Source organism: Piscinibacter sp. (genome assembly GCF_047600445.1).
Taxonomy (GTDB): domain Bacteria; phylum Pseudomonadota; class Gammaproteobacteria; order Burkholderiales; family Burkholderiaceae_C; genus Piscinibacter.
The window spans coordinates 286,509-302,548 of sequence record NZ_JASGKT010000001.1 but is presented as its reverse complement, the minus strand read 5'-3'; the positions used below and the strand labels follow the sequence as shown (position 1 = coordinate 302,548).

Annotated in this window: 12 protein-coding genes and 1 riboswitch; of the genes, 5 read left to right on the top strand and 7 right to left on the bottom strand. The window is 72.5% G+C overall.

Annotated features, from left to right (window positions below; translation table 11 throughout):
- Positions 1 to 75: 75 nt before the first annotated feature.
- Positions 76 to 2,271 (top strand): malate synthase G, encoded by a 2,196-nt coding sequence (locus QM792_RS01390; RefSeq protein ID WP_415147383.1) that lies wholly within the window; start codon positions 76 to 78, stop codon positions 2,269 to 2,271.
- Here QM792_RS01390 and QM792_RS01385 read toward each other — a convergent pair whose 3' ends face one another.
- The gene (locus tag QM792_RS01385; protein ID WP_415147382.1) at positions 2,272 to 2,652 is read right to left on the bottom strand and encodes a hypothetical protein; all 381 of its coding nucleotides are present in this window, start codon (positions 2,650 to 2,652) and stop codon (positions 2,272 to 2,274) included. It abuts the gene before it with no gap.
- Between the two features lie 91 nt (positions 2,653 to 2,743).
- Between QM792_RS01385 and QM792_RS01380 the strand changes: the two genes are divergently transcribed.
- From QM792_RS01380 to QM792_RS01365, 4 genes are read left to right on the top strand one after another with little or no spacing between them, the layout of a single operon-like run.
- Positions 2,744 to 3,295, top strand: a complete 552-nt coding sequence (locus QM792_RS01380) for a methylated-DNA--[protein]-cysteine S-methyltransferase (protein WP_415147381.1) — start codon at positions 2,744 to 2,746, stop codon at positions 3,293 to 3,295.
- A gap of 27 nt (positions 3,296 to 3,322) precedes the next feature.
- Positions 3,323 to 4,513 carry an NAD(P)/FAD-dependent oxidoreductase gene (locus tag QM792_RS01375; RefSeq protein ID WP_415147380.1) on the top strand — a complete coding sequence of 397 codons (1,191 nt, stop codon included), beginning with the start codon at positions 3,323 to 3,325 and terminating at the stop codon, positions 4,511 to 4,513.
- Positions 4,514 to 4,520: 7 nt separating this feature from the next.
- Positions 4,521 to 5,276 (top strand): class II glutamine amidotransferase, encoded by a 756-nt coding sequence (locus QM792_RS01370; protein ID WP_415147379.1) that lies wholly within the window; start codon positions 4,521 to 4,523, stop codon positions 5,274 to 5,276.
- A gap of 22 nt (positions 5,277 to 5,298) precedes the next feature.
- Positions 5,299 to 7,008: a M14 family metallopeptidase gene (locus QM792_RS01365; protein ID WP_415147378.1), complete on the top strand. Its 1,710-nt coding sequence runs from the start codon at positions 5,299 to 5,301 to the stop codon at positions 7,006 to 7,008.
- Positions 7,009 to 7,024: 16 nt separating this feature from the next.
- On the opposite strand, the gene QM792_RS01360 is transcribed toward QM792_RS01365, so the two are convergent.
- The 6 genes from QM792_RS01360 to deoA form a co-directional block, all read right to left on the bottom strand.
- Positions 7,025 to 7,981, bottom strand: a complete 957-nt coding sequence (locus tag QM792_RS01360; protein ID WP_415147377.1) for an IS110 family transposase — start codon at positions 7,979 to 7,981, stop codon at positions 7,025 to 7,027.
- Between the two features lie 168 nt (positions 7,982 to 8,149).
- Positions 8,150 to 8,722: a TMEM165/GDT1 family protein gene (locus QM792_RS01355; protein WP_415147376.1), complete on the bottom strand. Its 573-nt coding sequence runs from the start codon at positions 8,720 to 8,722 to the stop codon at positions 8,150 to 8,152.
- Positions 8,723 to 8,781: 59 nt separating this feature from the next.
- Positions 8,782 to 8,906, bottom strand: a riboswitch (yybP-ykoY riboswitch).
- Between the two features lie 33 nt (positions 8,907 to 8,939).
- A complete protein-coding gene (locus QM792_RS01350; protein ID WP_415147375.1) occupies positions 8,940 to 12,236 on the bottom strand; it encodes a PAS domain S-box protein in 3,297 nt (1,098 codons plus the stop codon).
- A 118-nt stretch (positions 12,237 to 12,354) separates the two neighbouring features.
- A complete protein-coding gene (pyrF, locus tag QM792_RS01345) occupies positions 12,355 to 13,194 on the bottom strand; it encodes an orotidine-5'-phosphate decarboxylase (RefSeq protein ID WP_415147374.1) in 840 nt (279 codons plus the stop codon).
- Between the two features lie 2 nt (positions 13,195 to 13,196).
- Complete coding sequence (gene purB / locus QM792_RS01340; RefSeq protein ID WP_415147373.1) at positions 13,197 to 14,564, bottom strand: adenylosuccinate lyase; 1,368 nt, start codon at positions 14,562 to 14,564, stop codon at positions 13,197 to 13,199.
- Between the two features lie 79 nt (positions 14,565 to 14,643).
- Entirely contained in the window at positions 14,644 to 15,981 is a 1,338-nt protein-coding gene (gene deoA, locus QM792_RS01335; protein WP_415147372.1) for a thymidine phosphorylase, read from the bottom strand.
- Positions 15,982 to 16,040 lie beyond the last annotated feature (59 nt).

The following is a 16,040-nucleotide window of genomic DNA, read 5'->3' as shown; positions in this document are numbered from 1 at the left end:
AAGACTTTCGAGGCTATTAATGTTGGCCGCGGTGTCCAATAGATTCGGGAATCCGCCCGAGTTTCGAGGACCGTCATGACCGATCGCACCACCCGCCACCGCCTGCACGTCGCCACGCCGCTGTACCGCTTCATCGAAGAGCGCGTTCTGCCCGGCACCGGCGTCGCCAGCGATGCCTTCTGGGCCGGTTTCGATGCGATCGTCGCCGAGCTGGCGCCGAAGAACGCCGCGCTGCTGGCCGAGCGCGACCGCCTGCAGACCGAGCTGGACCACTGGCACCGCGCCAACCCCGGCCCCATCGCCAGGCCCAAGGCCTACCGCAAGTTTCTGGAGCGCATCGGCTACCTCGTGCCCGAGCCGAAGAAGGTCAAGGCGACGACGAAGAACGTCGACGCCGAACTGGCCTTGCAGGCCGGCCCGCAGCTCGTGGTGCCGATCACCAACGCGCGCTACGCGCTGAACGCGGCCAACGCGCGCTGGGGCTCGCTGTACGACGCGCTGTACGGCACCGACGTGCTCTCCGAGGCCGACGGCTGCGAGAAGGGCCGCGGCTACAACCCCAAGCGCGGTGCCAAGGTGATCGAGTACGCGCGCCACGTGCTCGACCGCTGCGTGCCGCTGAAGACGGGCTCGCACATCGATTCCACCGCCTACCGCGTGGTCGACAACAAGCTGCTCGTGACGCTGAAGAACGGCAAGAGCGTCGGCCTGAAGAACCCGGCGCAGTTCGTCGGCTTCCAGGGTGAGGCCGACGCGCCCTCGGCGGTGCTGCTGTCGCACCACGGCCTGCACCTGGACATCCGCGTCGACCGGCGGCACCCCATCGGCGCCACCGACCCGGCCGGCGTGGCCGACCTGGTGCTCGAAGCGGCGCTGTCGACCATCCTCGACCTGGAGGACTCGGTCGCGGTGGTCGACGCCGAAGACAAGGTGCTCGCCTACGGCAACTGGCTGGGCATCATCCAGGGCACGCTCACGGAAGAAGTCAGCAAGGGCGGCAAGAGCTTCACGCGCGGCCTGAACCCGGACCGCCGCTACACCGGCCCGCGCGGCGAGGACGTGCTGCTGCACGGCCGCTCGCTGCTGTTCGTGCGCAACGTCGGCCACCTGATGACGAACCCGGCGATCCTGTGGGGCGATGACAGGAAGGAGATCCCCGAAGGGATCATGGACGCGGTGATCACCACCACCATCGCGCTGCACGACCTGCGGCGCCGTGGCAAGGACGGCATCACCAACTCGCGCAGCGGCTCGGTCTACATCGTCAAGCCGAAGATGCACGGGCCGGCGGAAGTGGCCTTCGCCGCCGAGCTGTTCGGCCGCGTCGAGAAGCTGCTCGGCCTGCCCGAGTCCACCGTCAAGCTCGGCATCATGGACGAGGAGCGCCGCACCAGCGTCAACCTGAAGGCCTGCATCGCCGCGGCGGCCTCGCGCGTGGCCTTCATCAACACCGGCTTCCTCGACCGCACCGGCGACGAGATGCACACCGCGATGCTCGCCGGGCCGATGCTGCGCAAGGGCGACATGAAGTCCAGCGCCTGGATCCAGGCCTACGAGCGCAACAACGTGCTGGTGGGCCTGGCCTGCGGGCTGCGCGGCAAGGCGCAGATCGGCAAGGGCATGTGGGCCATGCCCGACCTGATGAAGGCGATGCTGGAGCAGAAGATCGCGCACCCGCGCGCCGGCGCCAACACCGCCTGGGTGCCCAGCCCGACGGCGGCGACGCTGCACGCGCTGCACTACCACCAGGTCGACGTGTTCAAGGTGCAGAAGGAGCTGGAGAAGATCGACGCCGCCGCGGAGCGCGACACCCTGCTCGCCGGATTGCTGACCGTGCCGGTGGTGAAGAAGGCGAAGTGGAGCGACGAGCAGCGCCAGCAGGAGCTGGACAACAACGCCCAGGGCATCCTCGGCTACGTGGTGCGCTGGGTCGACCAGGGCGTGGGCTGCTCCAAGGTGCCCGACATTCACGACGTCGGCCTGATGGAAGACCGCGCCACGCTGCGCATCAGCAGCCAGCACATCGCCAACTGGCTGGAGCACGGCGTGGTGACGAAGGCGCAGGTCAACGCCACCTTCCGCCGCATGGCCAAGGTGGTGGACCAGCAGAACGCGGGGGATGCGCTCTACAAGCCGATGGCGGGGAACTGGGACACCAGCCGCGCCTACCAGGCCGCGCTGGACCTCGTCTTCAAGGGCAAGCAGCAGCCCAGCGGCTACACCGAGCCGCTGCTGCACGCGGCCCGGTTGAAGGTCAAGGCGGGCGCCTGATCAAGTCGGAGTGGGGGTGCCGGCCATCCGGTCGTACTTGAGGAAGTACTTGCGCGCCAGCGCGACGAGTTGCGCGTCGCTCGGGTGGTCCACCGTCTCGTAGCCGACGACCTGCCTGGCGGCGGCGGGGCGGTGCTTCTCGGCGTAGTGCTTGAAGTCGGCCAGGCTGGTGTGCGAGCCGGTCACCAGCACCTCGGCGATGCCGGCCAGCGCGTCGCACACCTCGCCGAAGAACTCGTGGCCGGTGCGCACGCCGCTGCCGTGCTGCGCGGTGTGGTGGGTGTGCGCCTTGACCTTCTGCGCCTGCACGTGCTCGGCATCGAACTGCAGGATCTGCGCTTTCTGGTGATCGACCCAGACCACGGCGTGGAACAGGCTCATCGTGTCGTCCTTTCTCGTTGATTGACTGCGAGCATCGTCGCGCCGGGCGGGGCCGGCCGGCTTGAGCACCGTCAAGGCGCACAATGGCCGCGTGGCCGAGAGCATCCACTACGCTTGGTTCGATACGCCGCTGGGCGGCTGCGCGATCGTCTGGGGCGATGCCGGCGTGCGCGGCCTGATGCTGCCCGGCGCGGACCGCGCGCGCACGCTGGCCAGCCTGCGCCGCCGCCATCCGGGCGCGAGCGAAGGCGCGCCGACGCCGGCCATCGCCGCCGCGATCGCCGCGCTGCACGCGCTGCTGGCCGGCGCGCCGGAGTCGCTGGCCGGCATCGCGCTCGACCTGCGCGGTGTGCCCGACTTCCATCGCCGCGTCTACGAAGCCGCGCGCCACATCCTGCCCGGCCGCACCTGCACCTACGGCGAGCTGGCCGAGACGCTCGGCGACGCCGGCGCGGCGCGCGCGGTGGGCCAGGCGCTGGGCGCCAACCCGTTCGCGATCATCGTGCCCTGCCACCGCGTGCTGGCCGCCGGCGGCGCCAGCGGCGGCTTCTCGGCGCCCGGCGGCGTGGCCACCAAGCTCAGGCTGCTGGAGATCGAGCGCGCGCGCTTCGGCGGCCAGCCTTCGCTGTTCGACGCCTCCTAGAATCCGCCGCGCACCATGAACCTCGCGATGGCCCAGCTTCCCGAACGCTGCGACGTGCTCGTCGCCGGCGCCGGCCCGGCCGGCAGCGCGGCGGCCACGCTGCTGGCGCGCGGCGGGCTCGACGTGGTGCTGGTCGACCAGCACGCCTTCCCGCGCGACAAGGTCTGCGGCGACGGCCTGATCCCCGACGCGCACCGCGCGCTGCGCCGCCTCGGCCTGCTCGACGAGGTGATGGCGCGGGCGCAGCCGGCCACGCACGTGGGCCTGGTGTCGCCGCGCGCCATCCGCGTCGACGTGCCGGGCGCGCTGGCGGTGCTGCCGCGCCGCGAGCTCGACGAGATCGTCTGCCGCGGCGCGCTGCGCGCCGGCGCGCGCCTGTTCGCGCCGGTGCGCTTCGTCGCGCCGCTCGAGGAGGGCGGCGCGGTGGTCGGCGCGCGGCTGGCCGGCGGCGAGCACGAGCGCGAGATCCGCTGCGCCTGGCTGGTGCTCGCCAGCGGCGCGGTGCCGCAGGCGCTGATCGCCGCCGGCATGGCGCTGCGCCAGCGCCCCAGCGGCGTGGCGCTGCGCGGCTACCTGAAGAACGACGCGATGCGCGCGCGCATCGACAAGCTCGAAGTGGTCTGGCACCGCGCCGTGGTGCCCGGCTACGGCTGGATCTTCCCGTGCCGCGACGGCGTGTTCAACGTCGGCGTCGGCGCCGCCACCGACCGCGAGATCAACCTGCGCGTGCTGCTCGACGCCTTCACGCGCATCTACCCGAACGCGCGCGAGCTGGTGGCCGGCGGCCAGTGGCTGGCGCCGCCCAAGGGCGCGCCACTGCGCACCTCGCTGGATGGTGCGCGGCTGTCGCGGCCCGGGCTGCTGGTCACCGGCGAAGCGGCCGGCAGCACCTACGCCTTCACCGGCGAAGGCATCGGCAAGGCGCTCGAAACCGGCATGCACGCCGCCGAGGCGCTGCTGCACGGCGGCGCGCGGCGCGCCGCCGACGCGGCCGTGCGCGCCGACTACGAGGCACGCCTGGCCGCGCTGAAGCCGCGCTTCGCGCTCTACGAACGCGCCAACTGGGTCAACCGCCACCCCTGGCTGGCGGACCTGGTGCTGTGGCGCGCCACGCGCAGCGAGCGGGTGCATCGACGCATCGCCGGCGTGCTCGAAGAAACCAGCAACCCCGGCCGCCTGCTGACGGCCGGCGGCCTGTACCGCCTGTTCACCGAATAGCCGCGCGATGTGCCAGTTGCTCGGCCTGAACGCCAACACGCCCACCGACGTGGTGTTCAGCTTCACCGGCTTCTCGACGCGCGCCGACGAACACAAGGACGGCTTCGGCATCGCCTTCTTCGAGGGCCGCGGCGCGCGCGTCTTCGTCGATGCGCAGAGCGCGCGCTGCTCGCCGGTGGCCGACATGGTGCGGCGCTACCCGATCCGCAGCCGCAGCGTCATCGCCCACATCCGCAAGGCCACGCAGGGCGGCGTGGCGCTGGAGAACACCCATCCGTTCCAGCGCGAGCTGTGGGGCCGCACCTGGGTGTTCGCGCACAACGGCGACCTGAAGGGCTATGCGCCGCGCCTGCACGCGAGCTTCCACCCGGTGGGCGACACCGACAGCGAACGCGCCTTCTGCTGGCTGATGCAGGAGCTGGCCAAGGCCCACGCCAGCCTGCCGAGCATCGCCGAGCTGACGACCACGCTGCGCGAGCTGGTGCCCGGCATCGCCGCGCACGGCAGCTTCAACTTCATGCTCAGCCACGGCGAGGCGCTGTGGGCGCACTGCTCGACGCGGCTGCACTGGCTGGTGCGCGAGCACCCGTTCCGCGCCGCGCGGCTGGCCGACGAGGACCTGAGCGTCGATTTCGCCAGCGTCACCACGCCCGCCGACCGCGTCGCGGTGATCGTCACCGAGCCGCTGACGCGCGACGAGCGATGGCAGGCGCTGGCCGGCGGCGAGCTGGCGGTGTTCCACGACGGCGCGCGCGTTCTCTGAACCCCTCACCACCGGCCTTCGCATGACCCAGCCCGCCACGCCCACGCCGCGCTTCGACACCTTCTACAAGTACGACGCGCTGACGCGATTGCTGTTCGACTACGCCGACGCGCACCCGAACCTGGTGAGCGTCGAATCCATCGGCAAGAGCCACGAGGGGCGCGACATCTGGGTCGCGACCGTCACCAACGCGGCCACCGGCGCGGCCATCGACAAGCCGGCCTTCTGGTGCGACGGCAACATCCACGCCGCCGAGCTGACCGCCAGCACCGCGGTGCTGTACTACCTGCACCAGCTCGTCACCGGCCACGGCGCCGACGCGAAGATCACCCATCTGCTCGACACGCGCGCGCTGTACCTGTGCCCGCGCCTGAACCCCGACGGCGCCGAGCTGGCGCTGGCCGACCGGCCGCGCCACATCCGCTCGTCGACGCGGCCCTACCCCTTCGACGAGGAGCCGGTCGAGGGGCTGACGATGGAGGACGTCGACGGCGACGGCCGCATCCTGACGATGCGCATCCCCGACCCGCACGGCGCCTACAAGAAGTGCGACAAGGACGAGCGCCTGATGGTGGCGCGCGAGCCCGGCGAGTTCGGCGGCGAGTACTACCGGCTGGTGCCCGAGGGCACGCTGACGCACTGGGACGGCCTGACCGTCAAGGTGAACCGCGACCGCGAGGGCCTGGACCTGAACCGCAACTTCCCGGCCGCGTGGCGCCAGGAGTTCGAGCAGCTCGGCGCCGGCCCCTACCCGACCAGCGAGCCCGAGGTGCGCGCGATGGTCGACTTCGTGATCGCGCACCCGAACATCGGCGCCGGCATCAGCTACCACACGCACAGCGGCGTGATCCTGCGGCCGATGGGCGCGTGCAGCGACGACGACATGATCCCCGAGGACCTGTGGGCCTACCAGCGCTTCAGCAAGCTGGGCAGCGAACTGACCGGCTACCCGGCGGTGAGCATCTGGCACGAGTTCAAGTACCACCCGAAGGAAGTGATAGGCGGCACGCAGGACTGGCTTTACGAGCACCTGGGCGCGCTGTTCTGGGTGGTGGAGATCTGGTCGCCCAACCAGGCGGCGGGCATCCAGGGCTACAAGTGGATCGACTGGTTCCGCGAGCACCCGGTGGACGACGAGCTGAAGCTGCTGAAGTGGAGCGACGAGAACTGCGGCGGCCAGGCGCACGTGGACTGGAAGCCCTTCATGCACCCGCAGCTCGGCGCCGTCGAGATCGGCGGCTGGGACAAGATGAACTTCTGGCGCAACCCGCCGCCGCCGCTGCGCGAGCGCGAGGCGGCGCGCTTCCCGGCCTGGATGACGCAGCTCGCGCTGAGCCTGCCCAGGCTGGAGCTGCTGCGCACCGAGGTGCGCGCGCTCGGCCCCGACACCTGGCGCGTGCGCATGGCGGTGGCCAACAGCGGCTGGCTGCCGGCCTACGTGAGCCAGCGCGCCTTGCAGCGCAAGGTGGTGCGCGGCGTGGTCTTCGAGATCGCGCTGCCGCAGGGCGACCCGGCCATCTCGCTCGTGTCCGGCAAGCAGCGCATCGAGGGGCCGCAGCTCGAAGGCCACGCGCCCAAGCAGTCGCAGATCGCCTTCCTGTCCAGCCGCGAACTGACCGCCGACCGCGCGGTGGCCGAGTGGGTGCTGCGCGCGCCCAAGGGCACGCGGCTCGCGCTGGTGGCGCGCGCCGATCGGGCCGGGACGGTGCGCACCGAGGTCAGCCTCGATTGAGCAACCGTCTTGTTCGTCAAGCGCTATGCATAGTCGAATCCCACATCGAGCCATGTTTGGCGATGGCATTGAGCATCGTCAGCAGCTTGCGCATGCAAGCGACCAGGGCGACCTTCTTGCGCTTGCCGGCCACCAGCAGGCGTTCGTAGCAGACCTTAAGCGCCGGGTTGTACCGGACCGCCGTGAGGGTGGCCATGTACAGCGTTCGTCGCACATCTGCGCGCCCACCCCAGATGGAGTGCTGCCCGCGCATCTGGCCGGAGTCGCGGTTCAACGGCGCCACGCCGACCAGCGCGGCAATGCGGCGCCGGTCGAGCTTGCCGAGTTCGGGCAGTTCGGCCAGCAGCACCGCCACGCTGGCCGCGCCGATGCCCGGCACGCTGGTCAGCGCCTGGGCCAGCTCGGCATGGTGGCGCTGCACATGCGCTGCCACCTCCACTTCGCTGTCGCCCAGTTCGTGCTTCAGAAACTCAATGACCCGCTCGATGCTCGGGCGCGAGGCCGCGTGCGCCAGGCGCAGACGCTGCCGCTCGGCCGTCAGCATCTGCACCAGTTGGCGACGGCGCAGCACCAGGGCCTGCAGCTGCTGCAGCTCGGCGTCGGCCAGCGGCTTGACGAAGCGTTCGCGCTCGGGGTGCTGGTGCAGCACGCGCGCGAAGGCCGCCAGCATGCGCGCGTCCAGCGCGTCGGTTTTGGCCAATGCACCCATGGCGCGGGCGAAGTCGCGCGCCGTGCGCGGGTTGACCACAGCCACCGCCAGGCCCGAGGCCTGCAGCGCGCAGGCCGCCTCGAACTCGTAGCCGCCGGTGGCCTCCAGCACCACCAGCGCCGGCGACAGGGCCGTGGCCTGGTGGACGAGTTGCTCGATGCCGCTGACGTCGTTGGCCACCTGCCAGGTCTTGGACTGCTCGCTGCTGGCGATCTCCAGCGTCTGGCTGGAGACATCAATGCCGATAAAAACAGAGTCGGACACGTCCTCTCACCCCCATCCTTGTCTATGCGAACTTCAAGTTCCTACAACCGTTCGGGTTGCAGAGAAGGACGGTCCGGCTCAGGCGCCCAGTGCTCAATCACGGGCTTCAAACATCCCAGAGGCCGCTCGGGCTACCCGAGCCGGTCCGAGGCTTAAAGATACAAGGCCTCAGAACAAGCGCCCCACGTTCATCAAGGTCAGCACCCCCAGCACCGCGAAGATCGCCGCCGCGATGCCGTGCACCAGGCGCATCGGCACCTTCTTCGCCGCCACGTCGCCCAGCAGCACGGCCGGCACGTTGGCGATCATCATGCCCAGCGTGGTGCCGGCCACCACCGCGGCCAGGTCGGCGTAGCGCGCCGCCAGCGCCACGGTGGCGATCTGCGTCTTGTCGCCCATCTCGGCGAGGAAGAAGGCCAGCACCGTGGTGCCGAACACGCCCAGGCGCGGCATGCCGCCCTCGGCCGCGTCGTCGATCTGGTCGGGCACCAGCATCCAGGCCGCCATCGCGAGGAAGGACAGGCCGATCACCCAGCGCAGCGTGTCGGGGCCGAGCGCGCGCGCGATCCAGTCGCCGACGACGCCGGCCAGCGCGTGGTTGACCAGCGTGGCCACCAGGATGCCCAGCACGATGGGCACGGGGCGGCGGAACTTCGCCGCCAGCAGCAGCGCCAGCAGTTGCGTCTTGTCGCCCATTTCGCCGAGCGCGACGATGCCGGTGGAGACGAGGAAGGCTTCCAAGAGGATCTCCGGGCCGGGAGCGGGACGGATGACCGCACGGCCTCCCCGGCCGCGGACGGAGGCGTGTGGTCAACGGTCTTGCCGGGCCGGAAAAGGCTGCTGCCGCCACGGCCTGCGGGCCGAGTGTGTTGACGGCAGCTCCCGCGCGGGCGGCGCGGGGCGGCTACTCCCCGATGACGGGCAACGAGTGCGCGCGGATTGTAGTCGCGCCTGCCGCTCAGGCCGCCGCGGTGCGCCGCAGGTAGCGGGCCAGCGTCTCGCGCAGCCGCGCCACGTCGATCGGCTTGGTGAGGAAGTCGTTCATGCCGCAGGCCAGCGCCTCGTCGCGCTCGGAGGTCAGCGCCGCGGCGGTCAGCGCGACCACCGGCAGCGTCTCGGCGTCGAATTTCTCGCGCAGCGCGCGCACCGCGGCGTGGCCGCTCATCACCGGCATGTGCACGTCCATCAGCACCAGGTCGAAGGGCCGGCCGGCGGCGACGGCGGCCTCGACCGCCTCGACCGCGCCGGCGCCGTCGCCGGCCTGCGTCACGTCCAGGCCCCACTGCTCGAGCATCGCCACGGCGATCAGCATGTTCACCGGGTTGTCCTCGGCCACCAGCACGCGCCCGCCCCGCAGCGGCGCGAGCGCGTCGCCCTCGGCCGGCGCGTCGGGCGCGCCGGCGGCCGGCAGCGGCAGGTCGGCCCAGAAGGCGCTGCCGTAGCCCGGCGCGCTGTTGACGCCGACGCTGCCGCCCATCAGCGCGGCCAGCTCGCGGCAGATCGACAGCCCCAGGCCGGTGCCGCCGTAGCGCCGCGTGATCGAGTCGTCGGCCTGCGAGAAGGGCGTGAACAGGCGCTGCTGCGTCTCGGCGGCTATGCCCGGGCCGGTGTCGTGCACCGCCAGGCGGACCAGCGCGCCGCGCACGCCGGCCTCGATGCGCACGCTGCCGCGCTCGGTGAACTTGATCGCGTTGGCGACGAAGTTGGTGAGGATCTGGCGCACGCGCAGCGGGTCGCCGCGCACCGTGGGCGGCACCGCGTCGTCGACCGACAGCAGCAGCGCCAGGCCCTTGGCCTCGGCCAGCGGCAGGTAGGCGTGGTGCACCGCGGCGAGCGTCTCGCGCAGGCCGAAGGCGACGTCTTCCAGCGCGATGCGGCCGGCCTCGACCTTGGACAGGTCGAGGATGTCCGAGATGATGCCGGTCAGGCTCTGCGTGCTGTCGATCATCTGCGCCAGGTACTGCTGGCGGCGCTGCTCGCTCAGGCCCGGCTGCATCGCCAGCCGCGCCAGCCCGAGCAGGCCGTTGAGCGGCGTGCGGATCTCGTGGCTGGTGTTGGCGAGGAAGGCGCTCTTGGCGCGGTTGGCCGCCTCGGCGGCGTCGCGCGCGTCGGCCAGCGCGCGCTGCGTCTGGCGCCGCTCGGTGATGTCCTCGGCGCTCCAGATCGTGCCGCCGCCGATCGGGTTGCTCGGGTCGACCGACTGCGCCTGCAGGCGCACCCACAGCAGGCTGCCGTCGCGCCGCTTGAGCTGCGCCTCGCACTCGAAGCCCTGCTTGTGCCGCAGCTTGCCGATCGCCTCGCGGCGCAGGCGCTGGAAGCCGGCCGGGTCGGGCCACAGCACCGACAGCGTGGTGTCGCGCAGCTCGTCCTGGCTCCAGCCGAACATCTCGCGGTGGCGCGTGTTGATGCGCACGATGCGCTGCTGGCGCACGAAGGCGATCGCCAGCGTCACGGTGTTGAGGATGGCCTCGACCTCCAGGCGCGTCTGCTCGTTGGCGCTCATGTCGCGCCCGGCCGTCACCAGGAAGCGCTGGCCGTCGAAGTCGAAACGCGCGCCCGACACCAGCATCGGCAGGCGCCGGCCGTCGCGGTGGCGGAAGGTGACCGGCCTGGCCTGCACGCTGCCGTCGCGGCGTATCGCGGCGACGAAGGCCTCGCGGTCCGCCGGCCGCTGCCACAGGCGGATCTCGGTCGAGGTGCGCCCGATCACCTCTTCGCGGCGGTGGCCGCTGACCTGCAGGAAGCAGTCGTTGACCAGCGCGAAGCGGCCGGTCTCCATCTCGGTCAGCGTCAGGCAGTCGGGGCTGGTCGCGAACAGGTGCGACAGCAGCGCCTCGGAGCGGCGCAGCGCCGCCTCGGCGTTCTTGCGCGCGGTGATGTCGACGTACATCGTCAGCAGCGCCGGCCCGGCCACGCTGCCCACGGCCACCGCGGTGGCTTCCACCACCACCGGCCGGCCGTCGAGCGCGAGCATCTGCTCGTCGACCACCGGCAGCGCCTCGCCGGGCGCGAGCCGCTCCGAGCGGGCGATGCGCTCGCGCATCGCCTGGCGCTGCTCGGGCGCGGCGAAGTGGTCGAGCAGGTGGCTGCCCTTCATCGCCTCGGCGTCGCGGTAGCCGAACAGGTGCGCGGCGGCGGCGTTGGCGTCGAGCACGGTGCCGCGGCGCTGCAGCACCATCGCCGAGGGCGAGCGCGTGAACAGCGAGCGGTAGCGCGTCTCGCTGGCCGCCACCGCCTGCTGCGCGCGAACCTGCGCGGTGACGTCGCGGCCCACGCCCCAGTAGCCGCGGAAGATGCCGGCGGCGTCGAACTGCGGCTCGCCGCCGAGCGCGATGTGGCGCACGCGGCCCTGCGCGTCGAGCATGCTGGTCAGCAGGTTGCCGAACGGGCGGTGCGCCTCCAGGTCGGCGCGGTGCGCGTCGAGCGCCTCGTCGTCCAGCCCCAGCCCGGCGGCGTGCTCCCACGCCGTGCGGCCGATCGCGCGCTGCAGCGACAGGCCGGCCGCGCCGGCGCGGCTCTCGGTGATGCGGGTGAAGCGGAACTCCTCGTCCTGCTCCCAGTAGCAGTCGACCGCGATGCCGAGCAGCTCGCGGAAGCGCCGCTCGCGCTTGGCGCTCTCGGCGAGGTAGTGGTCGATCACGCGCGCGATCAGCGCGCCGCCGGCGCCGCCGCAGCCGATCAGCAGCACGTGCAGCGCGATCAGGATCGCCAGCGAGGTCGATGCCGGCGGCGCGGGCAGGCGCCCGCTCGCCTGCATCCAGGCGATGCCCGCCACCGCCGCCAGCGCGGCCACGGCGGCGGCCAGGCTGTGGCGCGGCCCGGCCACCGCGGCGAGCAGGCACACCACCAGGCCGTAGAAGCCGAGGCTGGGGTTGCCCAGCCCGTCGGCCAGCACCACGGCCGCCCCGGCGGACAGCGCGATCGCGCCGAGCGCGATCGCCAGCAGCGTCGCGTCGACGTGCACGAGGCGCGACTGCCGGCTCAGCGCCCAGGCGCGCGCGCACAGCGCGGCGTACAGCAGGAACGACAGCGCCGCGCCGCCGCGCGCGGCGTCCGGCAGCGCCGCCGGCAGCAGCGCGAACACCACCGCCGCGGTGGCCGCGGCCAGCGTGGCCGTGCCGAACAGCACGCTGCCGATCAGCCGCCGCACCGGGTCGGAGCCGGTGCGCGCCGCCGCGGCGCCGGGCGCGGCCGGCGCTCCCGCCATCAGCGGCGCCGGTCGGCTCGGGGAGGCGTTCGACTCGGTGGGGCTCATCGGGCGGGCGCGGCGGGGGGATCGGCGATGTTACGTCGGGCGCCCCGCGCAAAAAGCGCGCCGCCGGCGCGCACCGAGCACTATGGCGCGCTCGGCCGCTGTTCGGCCCGCCGCGAACTCAGGGCGCCGCGGCGCGCCCGGCGGCCAGCGCCGCGCGCGTGGCCTGCGCCGCCGCGCGCGCGGCGGCCGCGAACTCGTTGCCGCGGCTGGCGTAGAGGATGGCGCGCGAGGAGTTCACCACCACCGCGCCGCTGGTGCGGCCGGCCTGGGCGCGCCAGCCGGCGCGCACCGTCGCCAGCGCATCGCCGCCCTGCGCGCCGACGCCGGGGATCAGCAGCGGCAGCGTCGGCGCCAGCTCGCGCACACGCTCGATCTCGGCCGGGAAGGTGGCGCCCACCACCAGGCCGAGCTGGCCGCTGCGGTTCCACGGCCCCTGCGCGAGGCGCGCGATGTGCTCGTAGAGCAGGTCGCCGGTGACCAGGCGCTGCGCCTGCAAATCCGAGCCGCCCGGGTTCGAGGTGCGGCACAGCAGGAACAGGCCCTTGTCCTCGTACTTCAGCCAGGGCTCGACCGAGTCGAAGCCCATGAAGGGCGACAGCGTCACCGCATCGGCCCGGTAGCGCTCGAAGGCCTCCAGCGCGTACTGCTCGGCGGTGCTGCCGATGTCGCCGCGCTTGGCGTCGAGGATCACCGGCACGGCCGGCGCCACCTTGCGGATGTGCGCCATCAGGCGTTCGAGCTGGTCCTCGGCGCGCTGCGCGGCGAAGTAGGCCACCTGCGGCTTGTAGGCCAGCACCAGGTCTTTCGTCGCGTCGACGATGGTGGCGCAGAAGTCGAAGATGCGCGAGGCATCGTGCTGCCACGCGCCGGGGAACTTGGACGGCTCGGGGTCCAGCCCCACGCACAGCAGCGAGTCGTTGGCGCGTTCGGCGCCGGCGAGCTTGTCGGTGAACTTCATCGTCAGATCCGCCTGGCCAGCGCCGCCGCCGCGCCGGTGTAGCCGCCCGGCGTCAGCGCCTTCAGCCGCGCGCGCTCGGCCTCGGGCAGTTCGAGCGTGTCGATGAAGGCGGCGATCGCCTCGCGCGTGATCGCCTTGCCGCGAGTCAGCTCCTTCAGCCGCTCGTAGGGGTTGGGCAGCGCGTAGCGCCGCATCACGGTCTGGATCGGCTCGGCCAGCACTTCCCAGGCGGCGTCGAGGTCGGCGGCGAGCGCCTCGCGGTTGACTTCCAGCTTGTCGAGCCCGCGCAGCAGCGAGTCGAAGCCGAGCAGCGCGTAGCCCAGCGCCACGCCCATGTTGCGCAGCACGGTGCTGTCGGTCAGGTCGCGCTGCCAGCGGCTGATCGGCAGCTTCTGGCTCAGGTGCGCCAGCAGCGCGTTGGCCAGGCCGAAGTTGCCCTCGGCGTTCTCGAAGTCGATCGGGTTGACCTTGTGCGGCATCGTCGAGCTGCCGATCTCGCCGGCCTTGGTGCGCTGCTTGAAGTAGCCCAGGCTGACGTAGCCCCACACGTCGCGCGACCAGTCGATCAGGATGGTGTCGGTGCGCGCGACGGCGTCGAACAGCTCGGCCATCCAGTCGTGCGGCTCGATCTGGATGGTGTACGGGTTGAACGCCAGCCCGAGCCGCCGCTCCACCACGTCGCGGCTGAAGCCCTCCCAGTCGAACGCCGGCCAGGCCGCGAGGTGGGCGTTGTAGTTGCCCACCGCGCCGTTCATCTTGGCCAGCAGCTTCACCTCGGCGATGCGGCCGCGCGCGTGCGCCAGGCGCGCCACGACGTTGGCGATCTCCTTGCCCACCGTGGTCGGGCTGGCAGTCTGGCCGTGGGTGCGGCTGAGCATCGGCACCTCGGCCAGTTCGCGCGCCATCGTGGAGAGCTTGGTCACGATGCGGTCCAGCGCCGGCAGCAGCACCTCGGCGCGCGCCGCCTTGAGCATCAGCGCGTGGCTGGTGTTGTTGATGTCCTCGCTGGTGCAGGCGAAGTGCACGAACTCGCCGGCCGCCTTCAGCTCGGCGTGGTGCTCGAAGCGGCCCTTGAGCCAGTACTCGACCGCCTTGACGTCGTGGTTGGTGGTGCGCTCGATGTCCTTGATGGCCTGCGCGTCGGCCTCGGAGAAGCGCGCCACCAGCCCGTGCAGCAGGCCGCGCGCGGCTTCCGACAGCGGCTTGAACTCGGCGAAGCCGGCGTCCGACAGCGCGATGAACCACTCCACCTCGACCTGCACGCGGCGGTGCATCAGGCCGAATTCCGACAGCAGCGGGCGCAGCGGCGCGAGCCGGGCGGCGTAGCGGCCGTCCAGCGGCGACAAGGCGGTGAGGGCGGAGAGGGTCATCGCGGGGGCGCGGCGGGCGGCGCGTGTGCTCGGGAAGGGCCCCGATTTTAGGCGGCGGCGCCCGGCCGCCGGCCCCGGCTCAGCCGCCGCGCCCGGGCCGGCCGACCACGCTGCGCACCACCGGCGGGTTCGGCATCGCCGGGCCGTCGTGGATGTGCAGCGCCTCGGCCAGCGTGCGCAGCGCCGCCTCGGCGGTGGCGGCGCTGGCGGCGTGCACCTTGAGCAGCGCGTCGCCGGCCTTCACGCGGCTGCCCAGCGGCGGCAGCCGCGTGATGCCCACGCGCGGGTCGACCTTGTCGCCGGGGCGGCGCCGCCCGCCGCCCAGGGCGACGATCACCAGCCCGATGCGGCGCGTGTCCATCGCGCCGAACACGCCGTCGCGCGGCGCGGCCAGCACGCGCTGCACCGGGGCCGAGGGCAGGTGCGCGCCGCCGCGCGCCAGCACGTTGGCGGGCCCGCCCAGGCCGGCGACCATGCGCGCGAAGCGCTCGGCCGCGCGGCCGTCGTCGAGCGCGCGCATCGCCTGCTGCTCGCCCTTGGCCGGCGAGCCGGCCAGCCCGCCCAGCCACAGCATGTGGCCGGCCAGCGCGAGCGTGAGCTGCAGCAGGCGCGGCTCGCGCGCCGCGCCGGTGAGGAAGTCGATCGCCTCGCGCACCTCCACCGCGTTGCCGGCGGTGCTGCCGAGCACCTGGTTCATGTCGCTGACCAGCGCCTGCGTCGGCAGCCCGGCGCCGACCGCCACCTCGACCAGGCTGCGCGCCAGCGTGTCGGCGGCGTGCGCCTCGCGGCAGAAGGCGCCGTTGCCGAGCTTGACGTCCATCACCAGCGCGTCGATGCCGGCGGCGAGCTTCTTCGAGAGGATGCTGGCGGTGATCAGCGGCACCGACTCGATCGTCGAGGTGACGTCGCGGATCGCGTAGAGGCGCCGGTCGGCCGGCGCGATGCGCGCGCTCGCGCCGACGATCGCGCAGCCGGCCTCGCGCAGCACGCGCTGCAGCGTCGGCCGGCGCGGCGTGACGCTGTAGCCGGGCAGCGCCTCGAGCTTGTCGAGCGTGCCGCCGGTGTGGCCCAGGCCGCGGCCCGAGACCATCGGCACCACGCCGCCGCAGGCGGCGACGATGGGCGCCAGCAGCAGGCTGGTCTTGTCGCCCACGCCGCCGGTGGAGTGCTTGTCGATCAGCGGGCCGTGCAGCCGCGCGCGCGACCAGTCGATGCGGTCGCCCGAGTCGGTCATCGCCTGCGTCAGCGCGACGCACTCCTCGCGGTTCATGCCGCGCAGGCACACCGCCATCGCGAAGGCGGCGATCTGGCCCTCGCTCCACGAGCGGTCCACCAGGCCGCGCACGAAGGCGCGGATCTCGGCGGCGTCCAGCCGCTGCGCGCGGCTCTTGCGATGGATGATTTCCTGGGCCAGCATGGAACGGCGATTGTCCGCAAGGCGGCCGGCCTTGTCCTCCCCGGTGCCGGGTGTTTGGC

Coding starts and splice junctions, on each gene's coding strand:
- QM792_RS01385 (WP_415147382.1), bottom strand. CDS start 2,652: ATGAGCCTGTTCCACGCCGTGGTCTGGGTCGATCACCAGAAAGCGCAG.
- QM792_RS01365 (WP_415147378.1), top strand. CDS start 5,299: ATGACCCAGCCCGCCACGCCCACGCCGCGCTTCGACACCTTCTACAAG.
- pyrF (WP_415147374.1), bottom strand. CDS start 13,194: ATGAAGTTCACCGACAAGCTCGCCGGCGCCGAACGCGCCAACGACTCG.
- QM792_RS01350 (WP_415147375.1), bottom strand. CDS start 12,236: ATGAGCCCCACCGAGTCGAACGCCTCCCCGAGCCGACCGGCGCCGCTG.
- deoA (WP_415147372.1), bottom strand. CDS start 15,981: ATGCTGGCCCAGGAAATCATCCATCGCAAGAGCCGCGCGCAGCGGCTG.
- QM792_RS01390 (WP_415147383.1), top strand. CDS start 76: ATGACCGATCGCACCACCCGCCACCGCCTGCACGTCGCCACGCCGCTG.
- QM792_RS01370 (WP_415147379.1), top strand. CDS start 4,521: ATGTGCCAGTTGCTCGGCCTGAACGCCAACACGCCCACCGACGTGGTG.
- purB (WP_415147373.1), bottom strand. CDS start 14,564: ATGACCCTCTCCGCCCTCACCGCCTTGTCGCCGCTGGACGGCCGCTAC.
- QM792_RS01375 (WP_415147380.1), top strand. CDS start 3,323: ATGGCCCAGCTTCCCGAACGCTGCGACGTGCTCGTCGCCGGCGCCGGC.